This window comes from Ralstonia pickettii, assembly GCF_016466415.2.
Classification (GTDB): domain Bacteria; phylum Pseudomonadota; class Gammaproteobacteria; order Burkholderiales; family Burkholderiaceae; genus Ralstonia; species Ralstonia pickettii.
This window is the reverse complement of record NZ_CP066771.1, coordinates 2,648,528-2,670,032: the sequence shown is the minus strand read 5'-3', so window position 1 is coordinate 2,670,032 and position 21,505 is coordinate 2,648,528. Positions and strand designations below refer to the sequence as shown.

The window sequence follows — 21,505 nt, the reverse complement described above, 5'->3', positions numbered from 1 at the left end:
TCAGAGCCCTGCCTCAAGTGCCCATCGCCGGGTCGGACACGCTGTCCTTGCCCGTTTCCATGCGACCGGCAAAACGCCGCGTGAAGCCGCCTTGCGGCACCGTCACCGTGAAGTCGTACCAGTTGCCCTGGCGCGCGATCGGCCAGTGCTGGTCGAGCTGCTTGCCGGCCGGGATGTCGTACGTCCACGGGCCGTCGTTGCGGTACGCATTCGGCTTGACTGTGAAGGTGCAGCCGGCGGTGCCGGTGTTCATCATCGTCACGTAGACCTCGGCGTTGGTTACGTCGTAGCACACGCGGATTTCCGGCGCGCTCGAACCCGCTGCTGACACGGCGCTCACGTCGCCCGAGAAGGCGCGGTGAAAGCCGTTGGGGCCGAGCACCCACAGGTCGTATTTACCCTTGTCGGCGGTGAACACGTCCCAGGTGTCGTCGACCATCTTGCCGGGCTCGACCGCATAGCGGCGCGGCACGCGGTCCAGATGCAGGCGGTCGTACACGTGGAAGACGGAGGCGGCCGTGCCGGTGTTGCTGAAGATCAGGCGCAGGGCGCGGTTGGTGGCGTCTTCGCGCGCGCTGACGTGCAATTCGTACGGCAGGGCGCGCGAGGGGCGGGTGCCTGTGGCTTGTTTCGGCATCTGCTGCGCCGAGACGGCGGGCAGCGGCACCTGCGGCTTCAAGCCTTGCGCGGTGCGGATCGAGTCGGCCGTTGCCTTGTCGCGGCTGGGCAGCGTGGGCAGCGTTTCGGTGTTCGGGTTGACGAAGTTGAAGGCGCTGGTCAGGTCGCCCAGCACCGCGCGGCGATACGCGCTGATGTTCGTCTCCTTGACGTTGAAGCGCAGCTCCAGGAAGCGCAGCACCGAGGTGTGATCGAACGCTTGCGAGTTGACCCAGCCGCCCCGGCTCCACGGCGAGACGACGTACATCGGCACGCGCGGCCCGGGTCCGTACGGATTCTTGTCGGTGTGATACTCGCCGGCTGTGCTGATGGTCGATTTGCCGGCCAGCACGCCGTTGTCATAGGCCGGGGCTGCGGGCGGCGGCACGTGGTCGAAGAAACCGTCGTTTTCATCGAAGTTGATGAACAGCACGGTCTTGCTCCACACGGCCGGGTTGGCGGTGAGCGCGTTGAGCACTTCCTGCGTGTACCACGCGCCCTGCACGGGGCTCGACGGGCCAGGGTGCTCGGAATACGTGGCCGGAGCCACGATCCACGACACCTGCGGCAATTGACCGGCGGCAATGTCGTCCTTCAAGGCCTGCAGGAAGCCGCCGTCGGGCATGGTGTTGCCGACGCCCTTGATCAGCGGGCTGACGGTTTCGTCGGCCGGTGTGTACGGCGGGAACGGCGTGCCGTCGGCGAGGTTGCCGCGTGCGGCGTTGGCATCGCGGTAGGCCTTGAAGCCCGCGAGCGGGTTGTCGGTGAAGTTGTCCGGCATGTTCTGGTAGACCTTCCACGACACACCGGCGGCCTGCAGACGCTCGGGATAGGTCTTCCAGCTGTATGTGACGCCGGCGTCGAGGTGGTCGCCGCCGTTGTCGATGACGGGGCCGCCCGCCACGCCGGTCGGGTCATTCGTGCCCGTCCAGTGGAACAGGCGGTTCGTGTTGGTGCCGCCGTGGAACGAGCAGTGGTACGCATCGCACAGCGTGAAGGCGTTGGCCAGCGCGAACTGGAAGTCCAGCTCGGCCTGCTTGTAATAGCCCATCGACTGCGTCTGCTTGTACGTCGGCCACTTGCTCATGCGGCCCAAGTCCCACGCGTTCTGCGCATCGGGGTAGCTGTGCGGCGTGCCAGACACGCGCTGCGCGTTGCCGGCGCTGCTGTCGAGGTAATACGGCAGCACCGTGCGGCTCGGCCCGCTGCTTGGCACGTAGGTCTGCTGCCAGACGTTCAGCCCGCCGGCCAGCGGGATGGGAAAGCGATCGCCAAAGCCGCGCACACCTTGCAGCGTGCCGAAGTAGTTGTCGAACGAGCGGTTCTCCTGCATCAGGATCACCACGTGCTCAACGTCGCGCATCGTGCCGGTGGCGTTGTTGGCGGGAATCGCGAGCGCACGGCGGATCGACGGCGGGAAGGCGGCGAGCGCAGCGGCGGAAATCGCGCCCGTGCTGGCCATCTTGAGGAAGTTGCGGCGGCTGCCGTTGTTGGCGTGGTTCGTGTCGGAAGTCATGTCGGTCTCAAACGCAAGTCGATGGGAAGCCGCGCGTTACGGAGCGCAGTGCAGGGTCGGCTTGTTGGCCGGCGGCTGGCCGGGTTGATCGGGCTGGGCGGTGCCAGGGCCGGTACCGGTGCCGGGCGTGCCGTCGTTCGAATCGCCGCCGCAGGCCGACAGCGACAAGGTGGCGGCGCACAGCAGCACGGCGGCCAGCCGGCGCGGCCGTGCGAGAGGGTGGATGCAAGGCTTCATGAGCGGTCTCGTTCGGGTTGGGGGAGAGGGTCAGGGGTTCAGCGACGACAGCGGCTGGTGCGAGCCGTTGATCGTCTTGAGTTCATCCAGCGTCAGCCGGCGCGTCCACATGGCGAGGTCGTCGTAGGCCATCACGCCTTTGAGCGAGCCCGGGTTGTTGGGCACGTAGTTGTGCGTGGCGTCGTCGTTCAGGCCCCAGACCTTGGTGGCCAGGCCGCCCAGCTTCGTGACGTCGGTATTGGCGATGGCCTTGTCTTCCACCTTTTGCACGCCGAGCACCGGGTCGAGGATGTAAGCGCTGAAGCGCTTGGCCTGCGTGTCGACCGAGAAGGCGAGATACGCCCACTGGTTGGCGCTGAACTTCATGCCCTGGATGTCGTCGCGCTTGCCGCCGCTGCCGAGGTTGAAGCGCGCTTCGCAGCCCCCGAACAGGCCGAAGGCGATGCCTGCATTCGCGCCGGAGGTGTAATCCTTGTTGGCGAGGATCGGCTCGCCGGTGCCGTTGCCCTGTGTGCAATCCGACTTGAACCAGAAGCCGATGGTGAATTGCGGGCTTTGCGCGATGTCGGCGCCGTTCTGCGTGAGCTTGTAGGCGTCGATGCGCGAATCGACCGAGAGGGCCGTGCCGCCAAACGGGTCGGCCGCAGCAGAGCCGCCGTCGGTGCCGGCCACCCATGGACCGATCGTCGAATTCGCTTTACGGTCGGTCGGGGGCAGTGGATCGAAGCTGTAATACGCAGCCAGGCCGTTGGTGAGCGAGGTCGCAAGCGGCGTTGGCGCAACGTAGGCGATCTGCGCGAGCATCGATACCGGCACGTTGTTGCGCACCAGCGTGTAGTTGATGCGGTAAATGCCGCTGGCGGCAGCGATGTTGCTGTCGGTGTACTGCGTGGCCGTGGCGGGCAGCGTGGCGACCGGCTTGCCGTCGCGCAGCACGGTGATCGGGCCGCTGGCCGGGGTCGGGTTCTGCCAGTTCAGCGCCAGCGAGGCGTTGTACGCGCCGACCGTGCTCTGGACGTTGCGCACGCCGACGGCACTGGCCGTGAGCGCTGCACCGTCGAGCTGATGCGCCGTCGCCGGCACAGCGGCGTTCAGTTGCGCCAGGACGGTCGGCACGATGTCGGCCTCGCTCGGCAGCGCGGCCAGCGTGGCTTCCGACGTGGGCGCCGCCATGCCGGTCTTGCCGAGCACGGCATTGACCGGCTTGTTCAGGGCGATGAAGGCGGAGCGGTTTTCCAGCGTCGGCGCCGACGTGGTGGCCCCCGTGGCGTCCAGGCCGTGGCTGGTGGTGACGACAACGAGCCAGTCTTCGTTGGGGTTGGCGGTGCGGCGCTGGGCGATGGCAGCCTGCAGCGTGCCGAGCGCCTGGTCGACGTTGGCCAGCGCAGCGGTGTATGCATCGCTTTGCAGGCCCGAAGCCAGCGCGGCGGCGGCCGGCGCGGTGTATTGCGCGAAGACGACGTCGTAGCCGGACTGCACGAGCCTCACGCTGTTCTGCGTCACGCAAGTGTCCACCTGGGCGCAGTCGACCAGCGTATCGAGATTGCCGGCTTGCTGATCCGCCTTGAGCAGCGCGGGCAGCACAGCCGAGCTGACGGCGGCGCCAAGGCGTTGCGTGGTGCCCGCGGCCTTGGCGGCGCTGCGCGCGTAGCTGAACACGCTTGGGGCGGCCAGGGTGGTGACGGTGTCGTCGGTCACACCATGGCGGTTTTGCCAGGTGCCGGTCAGCACGGTGGCCCAGCTGGGTGTGTCCAGCGGCGGCTGGGCGGTGATGGTGCCAAGCGTGCCGCCGGTCGATGCCGGCATCACCGCCAGCGCGCCCAGGTTCGGCAGGCTGCGCTGCAAGAGCGCGCTCTGTACCTGCGCATAGGTGGCGCCGTCCACGCCGACCATCAGCACCTTCTTGCTGGCGCTGGTGGAGGGCGCGGCCGTGCTGCCCTGGTTAGCGATGGGGCTGCTGTCGCCACCGCCGCATGCCGTCAATGTGGTCGCCAGCGTCGCTGCCACGGTCGTGCTCAGCGCGGCCGTCAGCAGGCGCCGGGCGGGGTGATTCCAAGCCATGTCGATTTCCTCGGTCGTTGTGCGCGGCGCTCGGTGTGTCGCCGCCGTGATTGCGCTCCCTGCAATGCGACCGAAGCGTAGGGTTGGGGCCTGTCGCTCAGGTGACAGCCGCGGCAAGAATGCTGATGCCGTTATTCGGATTTCTTGAGCGAGGGGAAGGTCGAAGACGGCACGGCCCGCAGTACGCCTGCACCAGTGCAGTGCGCCGCACACATACCCCTACCGCAGATGAGGTGACGTCTATTGAGCTTGCGACGTCGATAGAAAGAATTATTCTGAAGAGGCAGTCATTGCGACGCCGCACGCCAGTGCCGCCGACCCGTTGTGCTGCCTGGGGTGGCGGGTTTGCGGCACTGCATTGGCGGGTGAAAAATAGCCCTCCGCCCCCACCTGTCAAGTCTAGGCAAATTCGATTGGGCCACTATACTTAGCGTCAATCCCGGAGTTGAACACTAGATGTAGTGGTCGCTTTCCGGGATTCTTATTTCAGCGCCACGCGGGGGCGGGCGTACGGCAGGTCGAGCCGGCGCTTGGGGGCTGAGGAAAGGCAGGGGGTCTTTTCCATCTCATTTCTCCGCGTAGCGCAAGGATTCGCCCAGGGTGTTTCACCATCGGCGAGCCAATAAAACGAACGGTTCAACAGGAGTCCACATGCAGACGGCCCAATCCGAAATCCACTCCGGCACCGCCAATCCTTCGCAATTTGCGCAAAGCGCTGGCGGCACGGCCGTGGCCCCCGGCACCGCTTCCGGCGTCAATCTTGCCGACTACAAGATCATTCGCCGCAACGGCGCCGTGGTGAGCTTCGAGCCTTCGAAGATCGCCGTGGCCATGACCAAGGCTTTCCTCGCCGTGAATGGCGGGCAGGGTGCTGCTTCCGCGCGTGTGCGCGAGCTGGTCGACCAACAAACGCAGAACGTCGTGCGCGCACTGCTGCGCAGCCGCCCGAACGGCGGCACGTTCCATATCGAAGACGTGCAGGATCAGGTGGAACTGGCCCTGATGCGCTCGGGCGAGCACGACGTGGCCCGCGCCTACGTGCTGTACCGCGAGCGCCGCGCCCAGGAGCGCGCGCAAGCCGGTGAAACCCAGCAGCAACCGGCCTTCATCGGCCTGAACGTGACCGACGGCGGCATCAGCCGCCCGCTGGACATGGCGGCGCTGCGCAACGTGATCGTCTCGGCCTGCGAAGGCCTGGGCGAAGCGGTGGACCCGGAGCCGATCCTCAAGGAAACGGTCAAGAACCTGTATGAAGGCGTGCCGATGACGCAGGTGTACGACTCGGCCATCCTGGCCTCCCGTACCCTGATCGAAAAGGACCCGGCGTACAGCCAGGTCACGGCGCGCATCCTGCTGCACACGATCCGTCGCGAAATCCTCGGCGAAGAAGTCACGCAAGCGGAAATGAGCACGCGCTACGTCGACTACTTCCCGCAGTTCATCGAGCGCGGCATCAACGCCGAGCTGCTCGACGACAAGCTCGCTCAGTTCGACTTGGCCCGCCTGGGCGCGGCGCTGGATGCCTCGCGCGACTTCCAGTTCAACTACCTCGGCCTGCAGACGCTGTACGACCGCTACTTCCTGCACATCAACGAAACCCGCATCGAGATGCCGCAGGCGTTCTTCATGCGTGTGGCGATGGGCCTGGCGCTGAACGAAATCGACCGCGAAGCCCGCGCCATCGAGTTCTACCAGCTGCTGTCGTCGTTCGACTTCATGTCGAGCACGCCGACGCTGTTCAACTCGGGCACGCGCCGCTCGCAGCTGTCTTCGTGCTACCTGACCACCGTGTCGGACGATCTGGACGGCATTTACGAGGCACTGAAGGAAAACGCGCTGCTCTCCAAGTTCGCCGGCGGTCTGGGCAACGACTGGACCAACGTGCGCGCACTCGGCTCGCACATCAAGGGCACGAACGGCAAGTCGCAAGGCGTGGTGCCGTTCCTGAAGGTCGTCAACGACACGGCCGTGGCCGTGAACCAGGGCGGCAAGCGCAAGGGCGCCGTCTGCGCGTACCTGGAAACGTGGCACCTGGACATCGAAGAATTCCTGGAGCTGCGCAAGAACACCGGCGACGACCGCCGCCGCACCCACGACATGAACACGGCTAACTGGATTCCGGACCTGTTCATGAAGCGCGTGATGGAAGGCGGCGAGTGGACGCTGTTCTCGCCGTCCACCTGCCCGGACCTGCACGACAAGGTCGGCAAGGCATTCGAACAGGCCTACCTGGCCTACGAAGACAAGGTCGCGCGCGGCGAGATCAAGCTCTTCAAGAAGATGCCGGCGCTGCAGCTGTGGCGCAAGATGCTGGGCATGCTGTTCGAAACCGGCCACCCGTGGATCACGTTCAAGGATCCGTGCAACATCCGCAGCCCGCAGCAGCACGTGGGCGTGGTGCACAGCTCCAACCTGTGCACGGAAATCACGCTGAACACCAACGACAGCGAAATCGCCGTGTGCAACCTGGGTTCGGTCAACCTGGTCGCCCACCTGGTCAAGCAGCCTGACGGCAGCGTGGTGCTCGATCACGAGAAGCTGAAGAAGACCGTGCGCACCGCCATGCGCATGCTCGACAACGTGATCGACATCAACTACTACGCGGTCAAGAAGGCACGTGATTCGAACCTGCGCCACCGTCCGGTCGGCATGGGCATCATGGGCTTCCAGGACGCGCTGCACGTGCTGCGCGTGCCGTACGCCAGCGAGGCAGCGGTGCAGTTTGCCGACACGTCGATGGAAGCCGTGTGCTACTACGCCTACTGGGCATCGACCGAGCTGGCCGAAGAGCGTGGCCGCTACAGCAGCTACAAGGGCTCGCTGTGGGATCGCGGCATCCTGCCACAAGACTCGCTCAAGCTGCTGGCCGAAGAGCGCGGCGGCTACCTGGAAGCCGACATGTCGTCGACGATGGACTGGGACAGCCTGCGCGGCCGCATCAAGCAGTACGGCATGCGCAACTCGAACTGCGTGGCGATCGCCCCGACGGCAACGATCTCCAACATCATCGGCGTGTCGGCCTGTATCGAGCCGACGTACCAGAACCTGTACGTCAAGTCGAACCTCTCGGGCGAGTTCACGGTGGTCAACGACTACCTGGTGCGCGACCTGAAGGCACGCGGCCTGTGGGACGAAGTGATGGTCGCCGACCTGAAGTACTTCGACGGCTCGCTGGCCCGCATCGACCGCATCCCGCAAGACCTGCGCGACCTGTACGCCACGGCCTTCGAAGTGGAACCGCAATGGCTGGTGGAAGCGGCATCGCGTCGCCAGAAGTGGATCGATCAGGCCCAGTCGCTGAATATCTACATGGCCGGCGCATCGGGCAAGAAGCTGGACGACACGTACAAGCTGGCGTGGTTGCGTGGCCTGAAGACCACGTACTACCTGCGCACGATCGGTGCCACGCACGTCGAGAAGTCGACCGTGTCGCGCGGCACGCTGAATGCGGTGTCGTCGGGTAGCGATGTGGGTGGTGTGTCGGCTGCAGGTGCATCCGGCGTGACTTCAGCCGCGCCGACCAGCGCACTGGACGCCGCCGCCGCCACCGCCCAGGCGATGCCGGAAGCCGAAGGCGCCGTGTGCACGATGCGCCCGGGCGACCCCGGTTTCGAGGAATGCGAAGCCTGCCAATAAGTCAAAACAGTGTCTGAGGTTGCTCCCGCGCAAGCGGGGGCGCCCGGATCTGCACGACACTGGACTCGCGCTCCGAAAGAGCGGGAGCGACGAGCAAAGAATCAGGAGAAACACATATGCTGAGCTGGGACGACGACGTCAAACCTGCCGCACAACCTTCGGCTGCTCCGCAGCCGGTGTATCAACCGCAGCCGCAACTGCAAACGGCCACCGCCGACCAGGGTGGCGTGCTGCCCCCGTCGGCCACGCAGGCCGCCGGCACGGGCATCCTCGGCAACAATCCGAACGCCGCTGCCGCACAGAACAACCGCCGCGTAAATGCCGCCGACAAGCGCGTCATCAACGGCGCGACCGACGTCAACCAGTTGGTGCCGTTCAAGTACAAGTGGGCCTGGGAAAAGTACCTCGCCGGCTGCGCGAACCACTGGATGCCGCAGGAAATCAACATGTCCCGCGACATCGCCCTGTGGAAAGACCCGAACGGTCTGACCGAAGACGAGCGCCGCATCATCAAGCGCAACCTGGGCTTTTTCGTGACGGCCGACTCGCTGGCCGCCAACAACATCGTGCTCGGCACGTACCGCCAGATCACCGCGCCGGAATGCCGTCAGTACCTGCTGCGCCAGGCGTTCGAAGAGGCGATCCACACGCACGCGTACCAGTACATCGTTGAATCGCTGGGCCTGAACGAGGCCGAGATCTTCAACGCGTACCACGAAGTGCAGTCGATCCGCGACAAGGACGAGTTCCTGATCCCGTTCATCGATACGCTGACCGATCCGTCGTTCAAGACCGGCACGCCTGAGAACGACCAGAAGCTGCTGAAGTCGCTCATCGTCTTCGCCTGCATCATGGAAGGCCTGTTCTTCTACGTCGGCTTCACGCAGATCCTGGCGATGGGCCGTCAGAACAAGATGACCGGCGCCGCCGAGCAGTACCAGTACATCCTGCGCGACGAGTCGCTGCACTGCAATTTCGGTATCGACCTGATCAACCAGATCAAGCTGGAGAACCCGCACCTGTGGACGGCCGAGTTCAAGGCCGAGATCACGGAGCTGTTCAAGAAGGCCGTCGACCTGGAATACCGCTACGCAGAGGACACCATGCCGCGCGGCGTGCTGGGCCTGAACGCGCCGATGTTCAAGGGCTATCTGCGCTTCATCTGCAACCGTCGCTGCCAGCAGATCGGCCTGGACGCGCTGTTCCCGAACGAGGAAAACCCGTTCCCGTGGATGAGCGAGATGATCGACCTGAAGAAGGAACGCAACTTCTTCGAGACGCGCGTGATCGAGTACCAGACCGGCGGCGCGCTGTCCTGGGAGTGATCTGAGCTAGCCGCTCAACGCTCGTTCGACCCGGCATCAACGTAGACAGGCGACGCACCACGCGTCGCCTGTTTGCATTTGGGGCGATCGATTCACGTGCGTGCGATTGCGCCGCGCCTGTCAGACATGGCACGCTGCGGCAACCACTGCACCCGGATTCCCGCCATGACGGTCGAAGCCTTCTTCTCGCAGACCTACGATGAAGCCCGCGGCAAGTTCCTCGCCGCTGCGCAGGCCCGGGGGCTCCGCATCGAGCGTCATCTGCATCCGGATGCGGTCGGGCCATCCGGCGAACAGCTTTCCATCGACACCGCGCTGCTCGCACCCGCGCAGGCGCAAACGCTGCTGATCTTCACCTCGGGCGTCCATGGTGTGGAAGGATTCTGCGGCTCCGGTTGCCAGACCGGCTTGCTGCAAGACGACGAACTGTTCGCGCGGCTGGCGACCGCCAAGGTCGCGCTGCTGCTGGTGCACGCGGTCAATCCGTATGGGTTTGCGCACCTGCGACGCGTGAATGAAGACAACGTTGACCTGAACCGCAACAGCGTCGACTTTGCGGAGGCTGCTTTCGCCAATCCGGCCTACCTTGAAGTCGATCCGCTCCTGCTGCCGCACACATGGCCGCCCAGCCAGGCCGACCAGGCAGCGCTGCAGCACTACATGGTCACGCGCGGCGAGAAAGCCCTGCAGGACGCCGCGACGAGCGGCCAATACCGCGTGCCGGACGGCATGTTCTACGGCGGCAGCGCGCCGTGCTGGAGCACGCTGCAGATGCGCGGAATCGTGTCGCGGCACGCGGCCGCCCTGTCGCGCCTGGTGTGGATCGACCTGCATACCGGTCTCGGCCACTACGGTCACGGCGAGAAGATCTTCAACAGTCCTGATCCTGCCGAACTGGAGCGCGCCATGCGCACCTGGGGCGCCGATGTTCGGCCGATTGCGGCAGCGGGTTCGGTCTCGTCAGTCGTCAAGGGCGATCTGGTGGGCATCGCCTACGAACTGCTGCCCGGCGTCGAGAAGACCTGCGTCACGCTGGAGTTCGGCACGCTCGCGCCGCTGGCGGTGCTGCAGGCGCTGCGCGCCGACCATTGGCTGTATCGCCACCCGGAGCAGGGCGCCGCGCAGCGGGTCGGCATCCGCCAGGCGTTGCGTGATGCGTTTTATTGCGACGTGCCGGAATGGAAGGGGATGGTCTACGCGCAGACGCGCATGGCGGTTCTGCAAGCGCTGGCGCGGTTTTCCGGCTAGGCGTCAGGCGACGCCGGCAGGATCCGGAGAAGGCTTGGGCGCCCGCACCGTCAGTGCACATCCTGCCGACGCGGCGATGATGGCCAGGATCGCCACCCACTGCCGCCCGGTCAGCTGCTCGTGCAGAACGATTGCGCCGGCCAGCGCCCCAATGGCAGGCTCCAGGCTGAGCAGCACGGAAAACGTCTTGCCCGGCAGATGCTTGAGCGCCACCATCTCCAACGAATACGGAATCGCACTCGACAGCAGCCCGATCCCGAGTCCCGCCAGAATGAGCGAGGGTGCGAGCAGCGCCGACCCGGCCTGCGCCACCCCAAACGGAATTGCAAACAACGCGCCCACGACCATGCCGAGCGACGTCGCCTGGCCCGCGTGCAGACCGCCGAGGTTCTTGCCGGTCACGATGTAGAGCGCCCAGCACACCCCGGCGGCGAGCGCATACACAGCGCCCAGGTGGTCAACCTGTCCGACCGACTTGTCCGCCACCGTCAGCATGAGCAAGCCGACCACCGCCAGCCCGATCCACACGAAATCCAGCGCGCGGCGCGACAGCAGCACGGCCAGCACCAGCGGCCCCGTGAACTCGATGGCGATCGCGATGCCGATCGGCAACCGCTGCAGCGACAGGTAGAACAGCAGGTTCATGCTCGCCAGCGTGACGCCGTACAGCGCGATGCGGCCGGCATCCGCGCGGCTCAGGTGCAGGCGCCACGGCCGCCAGAACGCCAGCAGGATCACCGCGCCAATGGTCACGCGATATGTGACCGTGCCCGCTGCGCCCAGCACCGGGAACAGCGTCTTGGCAAACGAGTTACCGAGGCACACAGAGGCCATCGAACCCATCAGCGCAAGGATGGGCATCCAGGGGGAGGTGATCGTGGTGGAAGCGGCGGAGGCGGGAGCAGCGGAAGACATGGGCAACAGCGCAGGGGCGGCAGGAGGCGCGGCAGGGGAACGCCACAGCATAGCCGCGCGCCATCGAGAAATCGTTGCGTTCTCGGCGGCGCGGGCGTCGCTTTTTATCGAATTGGCGGGCTTACAGGGCGGCTGCGCTGGGGCGGATCACGTCGATCAGCAACACGCGCAGGCCTTCGCGTTCGCCATCGGGGCGCGGGGTTACGCCGCGCTGCGGGCGCGGGGCGGCGAGCGGTGCCGGGTCTTCGGCGCTCATGCCGAAGACGGCCAGTCTGGACGCCGCGATGCGCTGCAGCGTGCCGCGCACGCCAGGCACGTCGAGGTCTTCGGGGTCGAAGCCAGTGGTGGCCGTCCAGTCGTCGCGGGCGATGTCCTGCAGGCCGTTGGCCATCTCGAACTGCAACGACGCGCCAAAGCCCTTCTGCAACGAATGCGAGCCGAGCAGGTATTCCGCCGTCAGGAAGCCGCGCAGCCGCGTCCAGAACGCCAGCGAGCTGATATTGCCGCTCTTGAGCGCGTGGCTCGGGGCGACTTCCCAGCTGTGGTCGAGCAGCTTGTTGATGAGGCGGCCCCACGTAGGCACGTCGGTGCCGGCGGAGCAGTCCTCGCCGGGGCCTTCCGGGCGGGCGAGCTGGCGCAGCAGGCCGGTGAACGAACCGGAGCTGGGCCGCGCGCCGCCGGCTTGCGGGCCGGAAGGCCAGCGCCATTGCAGCGGCGAGGCCGGCCTGGCGCCCGGCCATTGCGCGTACTGCTGCAGGCCCGTGCAGGGCGTCAGGTAGCGCCACTGTCGCTGGTCGCGGCCAACGCGGCGCAGCGGGTCCAGCTCAGCCGACAGGTCGAACCTGCCCAGGAAGGTTGCGTTGCGCGACTTGATCGGCGAACGCGCATAGACGTTGAAGTCTTGCCAGCCTTCATACAGGTTGATCTGCGGCAGCGCATGGTGCTTGTCGAGCGCATCGTCGGGCTGTTCGATGCGGCGGCTGGTGAGAAACAGCGCGCGGCAATCGAGCGTGGGCACCGCGCCGCGCAGGCGCAGCAGCACGAGCAGATCGCCGAATTCCGCTGGGCGGGCTTCCGTGCGAGCCGGGTACGCGTGCGGCTGTTCTTCGGGCCAGAAGGTGGTCAGGCGCAGGGCCGAACCCGGGAACGCACTGCGCAATCCTTGCCTGAGCAGGCGCAGGCCATCAGCGTGGCGCAGGATGCGCAGGACGGACAGATCGTCGCGCAACGTGGCGTCGGGGTGGGGCGCTCGGCCACCGTGCTCTGCGGCCAGCGCAAAGCGCCACAGCGCGGTGTCGCTGGCCAGATCTTGTGCGGCGACATCGCGCACCGCACTGGGGCGGCCGCCGGACATCGGCTCATGGGCGTCGCCGGCAGTGTCTCCTGCTGCGGCATAGGCGCTGGTGGTCGACCCGGCAATCGCGCCAAAAAGGCCCCTCAATGGCGGCCGGTTGCGCTCGGGCATGGCTATTCCAACTTTGTTTTGTCAACTCTCTGGCGCGCAGCATAGCACCATGCGACACACCAGAGAACGGCGCGGCGCCCCTCCCATCGTTGGGGAATAGCGCATGAAATCTCGGCGATCAGGCGGTACGGAACGACGCCACCGCGTCGCGCAGCACCTGCGCCTGTTCTTCCAGCGACAGCGCAGCGGCGGCCGCTTGCTCGACTAGTGCGGCGTTCTGCTGCGTCACCTCGTCCATCTGGTTCACGGCCTGGTTGACCTGCTCGATGCCGGCGCTTTGTTCTTCGGAGGCCGAGCTGATCTCGCCCATGATGTCCGTCACGCGTTTGACCGCGACCACCACCTCGTCAATCACGTTGCCCGCTTCGGCCACCAACGTGGTGCCGTTTTCCACGCGGCCGACCGAATCGCCGATGAGTTCCTTGATCTCCTTGGCCGCCCCGGCCGAGCGCTGCGCCAGGTTGCGCACCTCGCCGGCAACAACGGCAAAGCCGCGGCCCTGTTCGCCGGCGCGCGCGGCCTCGACCGCCGCGTTCAGCGCCAGGATGTTCGTCTGAAAGGCAATGCCTTCAATCACGCCGATGATGTCCGCGATCTTCTTGCTGCTTTCGTTGATGCCGGCCATGGTGTCGATCACGCGGCCGACCACCTCGCCGCCCTTGGCTGCGATGTCCGACGCGTTGACGGCCAGCGTGCTGGCCTGGCGCGCGTTGTCGGCGTTCTGACGCACGATGCTCGTCAGCTCTTCCATGCTCGACGCGGTTTCTTCCAGCGACGAAGCCTGCTCTTCCGTGCGTTGCGACAGGTCGGCGTTGCCGGCGGCGATCTGCTTGGTGGCACTCGCGATCGAGTCCGCCGATGTCTTGATATGGCCGATGGTGCCGGTCAGTTGCTGCTGCATCTGCGCCATGGCGACCAGCATGCTGTCGCGGTCGCCGGAGCGGGTTTGGACCTGCACGGCCAGATCACCGCCGGCAATGCGCCGTGCGACCTCCGTGGCGTAGCCCGGCTCGCCGCCCAGTCCGCGCTGCACGTTGCGGATGATGAGCGACATGGCCAGCGACACCGCGCCGCCCACCAGCAGAATGACGATCAGGTTCGCGACGAGCGAATGGCGATACGCCGCATCCACTTCCTGCAGAAAGACGGCGCTGGAGAGATTCCAGTCCCATGGCGCAAAGTGCTTCACGTAGCCGATCTTCGGCAATGCGGTCTCGCTGCCGGGCAGGCGACCCTGGTATTCGGCAAAGCCGAAGCCCTTGTCTTTGGCGGCGTTGACGATGGTCGGATAGACCGGTTTGCCGGTCGGATCCTTGAAGCCCGCGGTGCTCTTGCCGACCATGTCCGCCAGCGTCGGGTGCATCAGCAGGATGAACTGCGAATCGACCACGAACAGATAGCCCGTGGTGCCGAAGCGCATCGAGGCGAGCGTCGACAGCGCGGCTTTCTTGGCATCAGCTTCGGTCATGGCGCCCGATTGCGCGCGGCCGTGATACAGCTTGGCGATGCCCTCGGCGGCATCTACGAGGTTCTGCAGGCCGGCCTTGCGTTCGTCGAGCATGGTCGCGCGGGTCTCCATCGCGCTCCAGATCCCGACGCCGATCAGCCCCAGCCACATCAGGGCCAGCGCGAGGCGCAGCTTTGCTTTGAGTGTCCACTGTCGCATGTCGTGTTTTCTCCACTTATTGTTTGACGACTCCGCATCGGTGTAACGGCGATGGAGTGGCCTTCTTTAGTGGGGATGGCGTGCGCGCAGTGTGCGGATTTCCGCAAAAAGAAGGCGCCGGCTTGCACCGGCGCCTGAAGAGACGGCGCCTCACCCGCAAGGAGGGGGCACCGCCGCGCGTTGGGAGGTGTCGTTATCGGCGGGCGATCATTGCTCGCGAATCCAGGTCTGCGTACGGCCCAGCAGGCTGATGCCCAGGTAACCGCGCACATTCAGTTTCTGCCCGTCCTCCGACAGCGACATCTTGGCGCTGTAGACCTTGCCGTTTTCCGGGTCCAGGATCTGGCCGCCATCCCAGTTGTTGTTGCCGTTCGGCTTCAGACCCGTCAGGATCGTCAGGCCCTTGATCGGCTGGTCCTTGCGGTCGTCCGTGCACTTGGTGCAGGTCTTGTTCTCGTCGCCGGGCACCAGGATCTTGCTGACCTTGCCCGTGAACGTGCCGCCGTTGTCGACGATCGTCACTTCGCCTTTCTGTTTGCCCGTGTTGTCGTCGATGGTCTTCCAGGTGCCGGCGGGGCTGGCTTGCGCGAAGGCGCTGCCGGCTGCCAGAGCGAGGGCCAGTGCGCCAGCCAGGCGCGCGAGAGCGTAGGGGGTATGTTGCATCGTGGAGTCTCCTTGTTGTCGGTCAAAAAAATCGGTGAGGGCTGATCGATGATGTCGGCGCAGGGATCAATGCGCGCTCAACGCACCGGTCAGGGGTGACAGCGGATTGCTGCCGGAGCCGCCGGCGGCGTTCGTGACGCCACCCAGCGCATTCGTGATTGGGGCGAGCGGGTTGCCGCTGCCGGCAGCGCCGGTCAGTGCGCCCGTTACCGGCGCCAGCGGATTGCTGCCGCCGCCCGACAGCGCGCCCGTCACCGGGGCGAGCGGGTTGCTGCCACCGCCGAGGCCGCCACCGAGCGCGCCCGTGATCGGTGCCAACGGATTCGCCGAGCCGCCGCTGCCGCCGTTGATCAATCCGCCGGCGCTGGCCACCGTGCCGCCAGCGGCGCCGACCACACCGCCCACGTCACGCGTGAGCGGGTTGCCGCCGGCCGCGCCGACTTGCGCGCCAGCGCTCTGAAGGCCACCGCCAACCGTGTTTAGCGCGCCGGCCAGCGGACCGCCGAGCATCGTCGTGCTGCCGACCGTCTGCGTGCCGTTCACGAGCTGCGACGACAGTGGCACGATCGCGTTGCTCGTCTGCTGCGTGATCTGTTGCACCGGGCCGCTCGACGTGCCAATCGTGACGAGCCCGCCAGCACCCTGCATCACCTGACCCAGCGCCGACACACCGCTGCCCACCGGCGACGTCACCGGATTCAGCGGCGCCAGCGGGCTGCCGGCGGCACCCAGATCCGAGACGGTCTGCCCCGCGTTGCCGACCGTTACCCCGGCGGAGCGGATCACGTCACCCGAACTCTGCACCGTGGTGCCGACCGGGTCGGGCGTCGAGCCGATCTTGCCGAGCCCATTGCTGATACCGCCGCCCAATGTCTGGACCGTGTTGCCCGCGGAGGTGACCGTCGCGCCCAGATCCTTCTGCGCTGCCGTGCCGCCGATGACAGGCACCGGCGCCGTGCCGATGGTCGTGCCAAGGTCGCTGACGGTCTTGCCCGTCTGCGCGACGACGTTGCCGCCGCCGCCGGCGACGTTGCCGACCGGCACCGCGCCCGGATTGTTGTTGGCCGACGATGACGGCGTCGTGTCGCCGTTCGGGTTGCCGCCCGAAGCACAACCGGCCAGCGTCAGCACGGCCACCGCAGCCGCTGCCAGCAGCGTGCGCGACGCCGAAGTGGCGGACAACGAAGTGGAAGAAGAAGTGTGGAGCGGGTTCTGAATCTTCATGGTGAGTCTCCTTGTAAGCGCGGCCCGTACCGCGTGTCACCGCCGGGTCAGAAGAACGCGCATCTGACGTCCAGCGGGTAGCATCCGCCTGCGTTTGCCGTCGAATGCAAAGAAAGTTTTACAGAGCGGTGGCTAGTGATGCGCGCCGGATGCCACACCCGACAGCACACCGCCAACCAACCCGCCAACCGTCGTGCCGACGCCGCTCAATCCGCCCAGTGGACCCGTCGCAGCCGTACCGCCGCTGCTGACCGCGCCAACCGAGCCGAACGCGCCAGCACCCGGCAATCCCGCAGTCAGCGAACCGACTGCCGTCGTGACCGGCGCAAGCACACCACCGAGGGCGCCGGTCAGCGCACTACCCGGCGCACCACCCGACGCACTGCCTGCTGCAGACGGCGCCGTCGGCGAGACCACCGTCGACAACCCGGTGGTGAGCGAACCGAGCGCACCCACCGTGTTGCCCAACGTCGACACCAGCCCGTCACCCTTGCCGGCCGTCGAAATCGTGCGGCCCTCGCTGCCAAGCGCGCCGCCCAGCGTCGCCAGCACGTTGCTCACAGGTGCGCCCAGCCCAGTGGCAGCGCCCAGCGTTTGCGTGGCGGAAGTCAGCGTGCTGGTGAGCGGCACGATGGCGGTGATGGTGGTCGTCGTCACCTGCTCGACAGGGCCGGTCAGCGTCGCGATGGGCGTGCTGCCGGTCGACCCGGTGCCACCCGTCGCATTGCTGCCGTTGTTGTTCGACCACGTGGGCGATGTCGATGCAGTGATCGCCGGCTTGGATTGCGAATTGCTGCCGCCGCCAAGCGACGCTCCCATGTCGCCGCTGCCCGAATTCGCGCAACCGGCCACCATGGCGAACGATGCCGTCGCCAGCACGCACCGCAGGAATACTCCGCGCTTCGGCGGATTCGATTTCGACAAGAACGCTCGATCGCGCATCTTGTGCCTCCACTACTCAGAACAGAACGCTCGTTGGACCCCTTCTGTCTTGCGCTCTTTGCTCGTCGGGTTTGTCGTCGTCAGCCATGTGGGGTTGGCGACGACCTCCCTGTCTTCTCACGTGCCACGCGCAGGCCCGTGCCACACCGCGCGATCGATGCCGTGCTGGTGTGGTGAGCGGATCGTGGAGTGAAACCGAATGGCATGACAATCAGCGCCAACCTGACACCCGGATTTGCGCTCGCAGCAATTTGTGCAATCGGTCCGGAAAAAAACGCCAACGCAAGCCATTTTTCGGGCGATGGGCCGCAGCAAAACTGGGCTCTAGATTGCCGTAGAACAATCCTTCTATCGTCGCAAAACAGCGTCGTTTCAAACGCGATCGCATGCACTTTTCAGCGAGGGGCTGAGCAGGGTTTTCCCGGGATGGCCCATCGCGAGAAGCGTGGAGCGAGTCGCGCTTTTCGATGTCGTGCTCGCACGCAGATCGGCATCGTCACGATCCGAGGTCGGCGTCGCGCGTCGACATCAATCCGGCACACGCGGATCCGAGTCGCGCTCACGCACGCAGCGATGCTTCTGCTCCATCGCAATCCGCTCGCACCGGATGAGCGGCACGCGATTTGCGGGAGCTGCACGCATGCTGTTGGTCTTCGCAATCGCATCGATATCGCACGGTACCGATCGAAGGTGAGCGCGATGTATCGGCAGCGTCGAACGACATGCTCCGCACGTCGATATGCACGCGTCGATCGCACCGATCGCGTGCGCATCGACGTGTTGAGCGCGAAAAATTCGCACGCGCTGTCGCATCTACGCATCGTTTTTTTCGACACGCATCGCGCAGAGCGCGCGTCGTCGCGCACGATGTCGGCGAACGCGCGCGATGCACGTGCATCTGATCATGAGGGGCGCGCGCGCAACATCGTGTGTTGCTGTAAACCGGCATAACCATTGGGTTTGCGGGACACACGTGTCAACGTGGAGCAACGCCGCAACGTGATGTTACGACGCAAGAAAATGCGCCTTCTCGACATCGATCTGCGCGCATGCGCGATGCGAATCGCAGCGATGCACAGACGCAGCGCAATCCTTCACCAAAACTCACCGCGCTTTTTGCATAAATCTCTTAACATCACTGCGCAAACGAATTATGATTCGCCTTGACAAGACGTTGACTTCGATGCAAGGGACCTTCGCGCGATCAACGACGATGAAGTTCCAAGCGGCAAGTGAAAGGTAGTCGAGGAGCGTAACCACTTTGATGCACGCCACGCCGACAGGGCTGTTTGAACTCGGTGCCGTCTCTGCGATCCCCCCGTCGGGATGGGCGTATTACCCCCAAAAGAAAACGCGCGCTCTCCAGTTTTTCGCTGTCCGTAAAGTCACGCCGCAGGCGGCTTTGCGGTCTACGCAGCGATTCGCGCAAGATCAGATTTCGACCGGTGTGGCCACGATGCCCCGGTCCTCTCAATTGATTAAGACTCGCCGGATGCATTCTGTCTGGCCGACTGCGGCTGCGCTCGTGCGCGCAACCGGGGCGTGCAACTTGCTGCGTGTGTTCACCGCGCAAGCCGCAGATCTTTCTACCGAATTCATTAGCGTGCGACTGCTGTCTGGTGGCGCGCCGATGAATCGCTCGCTCGGTTGGTCTGGCGATGCCAATGCATCGTGGGATCGGGCCGGTCGGGTTGCTCAATCTCGATAGTTCGATACCCAATCTTGAAGGAGTTTCCCATGGCAACTGCTGCTAAGAAGAAACCGGCCGCCAAGGCCCCGGCCAAGAAGGCCGCTGCAAAGAAGGCTCCGGCCGCCAAGAAGGCTGCTGCAAAGAAGGCTGCTCCGGCCGCTAAGAAGGCCCCGGCCAAAAAGGTCGCAGCTAAGAAGGTCGCTGCCAAGAAGGCCCCCGCCAAGAAGGCCGCAGTGAAGAAGGTTGCAGCTAAGAAGGCCCCGGCCAAGAAAGCTGCAGTGAAGAAGGTTGCAGCCAAGAAGGCTCCGGCCAAGAAAGCCGCAGTGAAGAAGGTTGCAGCCAAGAAGGCTCCGGCTGCCAAGAAGGCTGCTGCTAAGCCTGCTGCGAAGAAGGCTGCCGCCAAGAAGGCCCCGGCTGCCAAGAAGGCCGCTGCCAAGCCTGCTGCGAAGAAGGCTCCGGCCAAGAAGGCTGTTGCCAAGCCCGCTGCTGCTCCGGCCGCTGCACCTGCTGCACCCGCTGCCAAGACCGCGCTGAACCCGGCTGCGGCATGGCCGTTCCCGACCGGCAACCGTCCGTAAGTCATTCTGACGACGGTGATCCTCCGGGACCACAGCGGCGCGCAGGTCGCGCCCTCCTGATCGGATACCGCGTATCCGGTCCGCAAGGCCTTGGTGTCTTGCACCGCCCGCCGATCGGCTCACGCCCCGGCGGGCTTTTTCTTGCCCGCGCATCTCGCCTGCGTTTCGCGCGAACAAAAAAAACCGCACCGGCGCAATGCCGATGCGGTATTTCCGGTGAACCCCTCGGCGTATCGGCCGAGTATCGTCGATCAGTGCGTGACGCGCGTCACGCCACCCGATGAGAGCAGGCGCACGCGCTCACCAGGGCGGAACGCCTCGTCCGCGTCTTGCGTGATCGCACGGTACTCGCCGTTGTCGAGCTTGACGGTGATTTCCAGGCCCGGCCGCTTATTCATCTGACCTTCGAGCGCGCTGCCGGCCACGCCGCCGAGAATCGCACCGAGCACACCCGCTGCGACCGAGCCGTTGCCGCGGCCGATGGCGGCAGCCGAACCGATGCCGCCGATCGCGCCCCCGGCAATGGTGCCAACGCCCGTCTGTTCACGGTCGATCACGACATTGCGCACGGAATCTACCGTACCGAAGCGCACGGTCTGCTCGCGCTGCGCCTGACCCGAGGTGTAAGCGCTGTTGGAATTGGTGCCCATGGCGCAGCCTTGCAGGCCAAGGGCGGCGACCAGCAGAGTCGCGGCGCCGATGCGATAGATGGGTTTCATGTCTATTCCTTATTGATACCGGTACCCGAAAGCGGATTCGAAGCGCCGGGCAATCTCGTCGACGGGCAGGCCGTGATTCTGCGGGCCCTGGCAAGCGATCTTGAGCGAGCCCATCAGGCTGGCGAGTCGACCGGTGGTGTCCCAGTCCAGGCCGTTCTCGATACCGTAGAGCAGGCCGCCGCGGAACGCGTCGCCGCAACCGGTCGGGTCGACCACACGTTCGGCCGGCACGGCCGGAATAGTGTACTGCTTGCCGTCGGCGTAAATCTCCGCCCCTTCTTCCCCGCGCGTGACGATGTACGCCTCGACGCGCTGCGCAAGTTCTGCCGTACTGTAGCCCGTGCGTGACAGCATGACCTGCGCTTCGTAGTCATTGACCACCACGTAGCTGGCGAGTTCAACGAAGTGGCGGAGGTCGGCGCCGTCAAACAGCGGCATTGCCTGGCCCAAATCGAAGATAAAAGGCACGCCGGATTCAGCAAATTGGGTGGCGTGGTGCAGCATGCCTTCGCGGCTGTCGGGGCCCACCAGGCCAAGCCTCGCCGGCAGCGCATTCTTGACCGAATTGATGCTCGAATGGCTCATCGCGCCGGGGTGGAACGCGGTGATCTGGTTGTTGTCGAGGTCGGTCGTGATCATCGCCTGCGCGGTGAACGTGTCCGGAACCTCCGTGACATGCGCTGTCGAGATACCGAGCTTGTTCAGGTAGTCCATATACGGGCCCGCATCCTGGCCGACCGTGCCCATGATGATGGGCTCGCCGCCGAGCATCTTCAGCGTGAAGGCGATGTTGCCTGCGCAGCCACCGAACTCCCGGCGCATGGTCGGCACCAGGAAGGAAACGTTCAGGATGTGGATCTTGTCGGGCAGGATGTGTTCGCGGAAGTGTCCGTCGAACGTCATGATGGTGTCGTAGGCAATCGAGCCGCAGATCACGCTGGCCATATTGAAGCACTCCAGATA

Annotated in this window: 16 protein-coding genes; 5 read left to right on the top strand and 11 right to left on the bottom strand. The window is 65.3% G+C overall.

Translation table 11 applies throughout. From position 1 onward, the window contains the following. Positions 1-13: 13 nt before the first annotated feature. The 3 genes from RP6297_RS12605 to RP6297_RS12595 are packed head-to-tail and all read right to left on the bottom strand — an operon-like array spanning position 14 to position 4,471. A complete protein-coding gene (locus RP6297_RS12605; RefSeq protein WP_009241571.1) occupies positions 14-2,173 on the bottom strand; it encodes a phosphocholine-specific phospholipase C in 2,160 nt (719 codons plus the stop codon). 36 nt (positions 2,174-2,209) lie between these two features. Further along, complete coding sequence (locus RP6297_RS12600; RefSeq protein WP_009241570.1) at positions 2,210-2,410, bottom strand: hypothetical protein; 201 nt, start codon at positions 2,408-2,410, stop codon at positions 2,210-2,212. 30 nt (positions 2,411-2,440) lie between these two features. Further along, on the bottom strand, positions 2,441-4,471 hold the full coding sequence (locus RP6297_RS12595) for an alkaline phosphatase family protein (RefSeq protein WP_009241569.1): 2,031 nt from the start codon (positions 4,469-4,471) through the stop codon (positions 2,441-2,443). 651 nt (positions 4,472-5,122) lie between these two features. On the opposite strand from RP6297_RS12595, the gene RP6297_RS12590 reads away from it, so the two are divergent. From RP6297_RS12590 to RP6297_RS12580, 3 genes are all read left to right on the top strand, one after another. Continuing rightward, the gene (locus tag RP6297_RS12590) at positions 5,123-8,107 is read left to right on the top strand and encodes a ribonucleoside-diphosphate reductase subunit alpha (protein WP_009241568.1); all 2,985 of its coding nucleotides are present in this window, start codon (positions 5,123-5,125) and stop codon (positions 8,105-8,107) included. Between the two features lie 116 nt (positions 8,108-8,223). Beyond that, on the top strand, positions 8,224-9,432 hold the full coding sequence (locus tag RP6297_RS12585; protein WP_009241567.1) for a ribonucleotide-diphosphate reductase subunit beta: 1,209 nt from the start codon (positions 8,224-8,226) through the stop codon (positions 9,430-9,432). Positions 9,433-9,597: 165 nt separating this feature from the next. Beyond that, the gene (locus RP6297_RS12580) at positions 9,598-10,680 is read left to right on the top strand and encodes a M14 family metallopeptidase (protein ID WP_009241566.1); all 1,083 of its coding nucleotides are present in this window, start codon (positions 9,598-9,600) and stop codon (positions 10,678-10,680) included. Between the two features lie 3 nt (positions 10,681-10,683). On the opposite strand, the gene RP6297_RS12575 is transcribed toward RP6297_RS12580, so the two are convergent. The 6 genes from RP6297_RS12575 to RP6297_RS12550 all read right to left on the bottom strand — a co-directional run bounded on the left by RP6297_RS12575 (position 10,684) and on the right by RP6297_RS12550 (position 17,555). Beyond that, the gene (locus RP6297_RS12575; RefSeq protein WP_009241565.1) at positions 10,684-11,595 is read right to left on the bottom strand and encodes an EamA family transporter; all 912 of its coding nucleotides are present in this window, start codon (positions 11,593-11,595) and stop codon (positions 10,684-10,686) included. Between the two features lie 121 nt (positions 11,596-11,716). Beyond that, positions 11,717-13,060: a hypothetical protein gene (locus RP6297_RS12570; protein ID WP_009241564.1), complete on the bottom strand. Its 1,344-nt coding sequence runs from the start codon at positions 13,058-13,060 to the stop codon at positions 11,717-11,719. Between the two features lie 118 nt (positions 13,061-13,178). After that, positions 13,179-14,726, bottom strand: coding sequence for a methyl-accepting chemotaxis protein (locus RP6297_RS12565; RefSeq protein WP_004632973.1), 1,548 nt, complete (start codon positions 14,724-14,726; stop codon positions 13,179-13,181). A 207-nt stretch (positions 14,727-14,933) separates the two neighbouring features. Further along, the gene (locus RP6297_RS12560) at positions 14,934-15,389 is read right to left on the bottom strand and encodes a DUF2147 domain-containing protein (RefSeq protein WP_009241563.1); all 456 of its coding nucleotides are present in this window, start codon (positions 15,387-15,389) and stop codon (positions 14,934-14,936) included. Between the two features lie 66 nt (positions 15,390-15,455). Next, positions 15,456-16,613, bottom strand: a complete 1,158-nt coding sequence (locus RP6297_RS12555; RefSeq protein WP_009241562.1) for a collagen-like triple helix repeat-containing protein — start codon at positions 16,611-16,613, stop codon at positions 15,456-15,458. Positions 16,614-16,745: 132 nt separating this feature from the next. Next, positions 16,746-17,555 (bottom strand): collagen-like triple helix repeat-containing protein, encoded by an 810-nt coding sequence (locus tag RP6297_RS12550; RefSeq protein WP_009241561.1) that lies wholly within the window; start codon positions 17,553-17,555, stop codon positions 16,746-16,748. A gap of 204 nt (positions 17,556-17,759) precedes the next feature. Here RP6297_RS12550 and RP6297_RS12545 point away from each other — a divergent pair, with 204 nt between their 5' ends. Together RP6297_RS12545 and RP6297_RS12540 are read left to right on the top strand one after the other, a co-directional pair. Next, positions 17,760-18,506 (top strand): hypothetical protein, encoded by a 747-nt coding sequence (locus tag RP6297_RS12545; RefSeq protein WP_009241560.1) that lies wholly within the window; start codon positions 17,760-17,762, stop codon positions 18,504-18,506. Between the two features lie 786 nt (positions 18,507-19,292). Next, positions 19,293-19,823, top strand: coding sequence for a histone H1-like DNA-binding protein (locus RP6297_RS12540; protein ID WP_147214586.1), 531 nt, complete (start codon positions 19,293-19,295; stop codon positions 19,821-19,823). Between the two features lie 251 nt (positions 19,824-20,074). Here RP6297_RS12540 and RP6297_RS12535 read toward each other — a convergent pair whose 3' ends face one another. Continuing rightward, positions 20,075-20,542, bottom strand: coding sequence for an outer membrane lipoprotein (locus tag RP6297_RS12535; protein ID WP_009241557.1), 468 nt, complete (start codon positions 20,540-20,542; stop codon positions 20,075-20,077). Between the two features lie 9 nt (positions 20,543-20,551). Then, positions 20,552-21,487: a carbohydrate kinase family protein gene (locus RP6297_RS12530; protein WP_009241556.1), complete on the bottom strand. Its 936-nt coding sequence runs from the start codon at positions 21,485-21,487 to the stop codon at positions 20,552-20,554. Positions 21,488-21,505 lie beyond the last annotated feature (18 nt).

Coding starts and splice junctions, on each gene's coding strand:
- RP6297_RS12605 (WP_009241571.1), bottom strand. CDS start 2,173: ATGACTTCCGACACGAACCACGCCAACAACGGCAGCCGCCGCAACTTC.
- RP6297_RS12600 (WP_009241570.1), bottom strand. CDS start 2,410: ATGAAGCCTTGCATCCACCCTCTCGCACGGCCGCGCCGGCTGGCCGCC.
- RP6297_RS12595 (WP_009241569.1), bottom strand. CDS start 4,471: ATGGCTTGGAATCACCCCGCCCGGCGCCTGCTGACGGCCGCGCTGAGC.
- RP6297_RS12590 (WP_009241568.1), top strand. CDS start 5,123: ATGCAGACGGCCCAATCCGAAATCCACTCCGGCACCGCCAATCCTTCG.
- RP6297_RS12585 (WP_009241567.1), top strand. CDS start 8,224: ATGCTGAGCTGGGACGACGACGTCAAACCTGCCGCACAACCTTCGGCT.
- RP6297_RS12580 (WP_009241566.1), top strand. CDS start 9,598: ATGACGGTCGAAGCCTTCTTCTCGCAGACCTACGATGAAGCCCGCGGC.
- RP6297_RS12575 (WP_009241565.1), bottom strand. CDS start 11,595: ATGTCTTCCGCTGCTCCCGCCTCCGCCGCTTCCACCACGATCACCTCC.
- RP6297_RS12570 (WP_009241564.1), bottom strand. CDS start 13,060: ATGCCCGAGCGCAACCGGCCGCCATTGAGGGGCCTTTTTGGCGCGATT.
- RP6297_RS12565 (WP_004632973.1), bottom strand. CDS start 14,726: ATGCGACAGTGGACACTCAAAGCAAAGCTGCGCCTCGCGCTGGCCCTG.
- RP6297_RS12560 (WP_009241563.1), bottom strand. CDS start 15,389: ATGCAACATACCCCCTACGCTCTCGCGCGCCTGGCTGGCGCACTGGCC.
- RP6297_RS12555 (WP_009241562.1), bottom strand. CDS start 16,613: ATGAAGATTCAGAACCCGCTCCACACTTCTTCTTCCACTTCGTTGTCC.
- RP6297_RS12550 (WP_009241561.1), bottom strand. CDS start 17,555: ATGCGCGATCGAGCGTTCTTGTCGAAATCGAATCCGCCGAAGCGCGGA.
- RP6297_RS12545 (WP_009241560.1), top strand. CDS start 17,760: ATGACAATCAGCGCCAACCTGACACCCGGATTTGCGCTCGCAGCAATT.
- RP6297_RS12540 (WP_147214586.1), top strand. CDS start 19,293: ATGGCAACTGCTGCTAAGAAGAAACCGGCCGCCAAGGCCCCGGCCAAG.
- RP6297_RS12535 (WP_009241557.1), bottom strand. CDS start 20,542: ATGAAACCCATCTATCGCATCGGCGCCGCGACTCTGCTGGTCGCCGCC.
- RP6297_RS12530 (WP_009241556.1), bottom strand. CDS start 21,487: ATGGCCAGCGTGATCTGCGGCTCGATTGCCTACGACACCATCATGACG.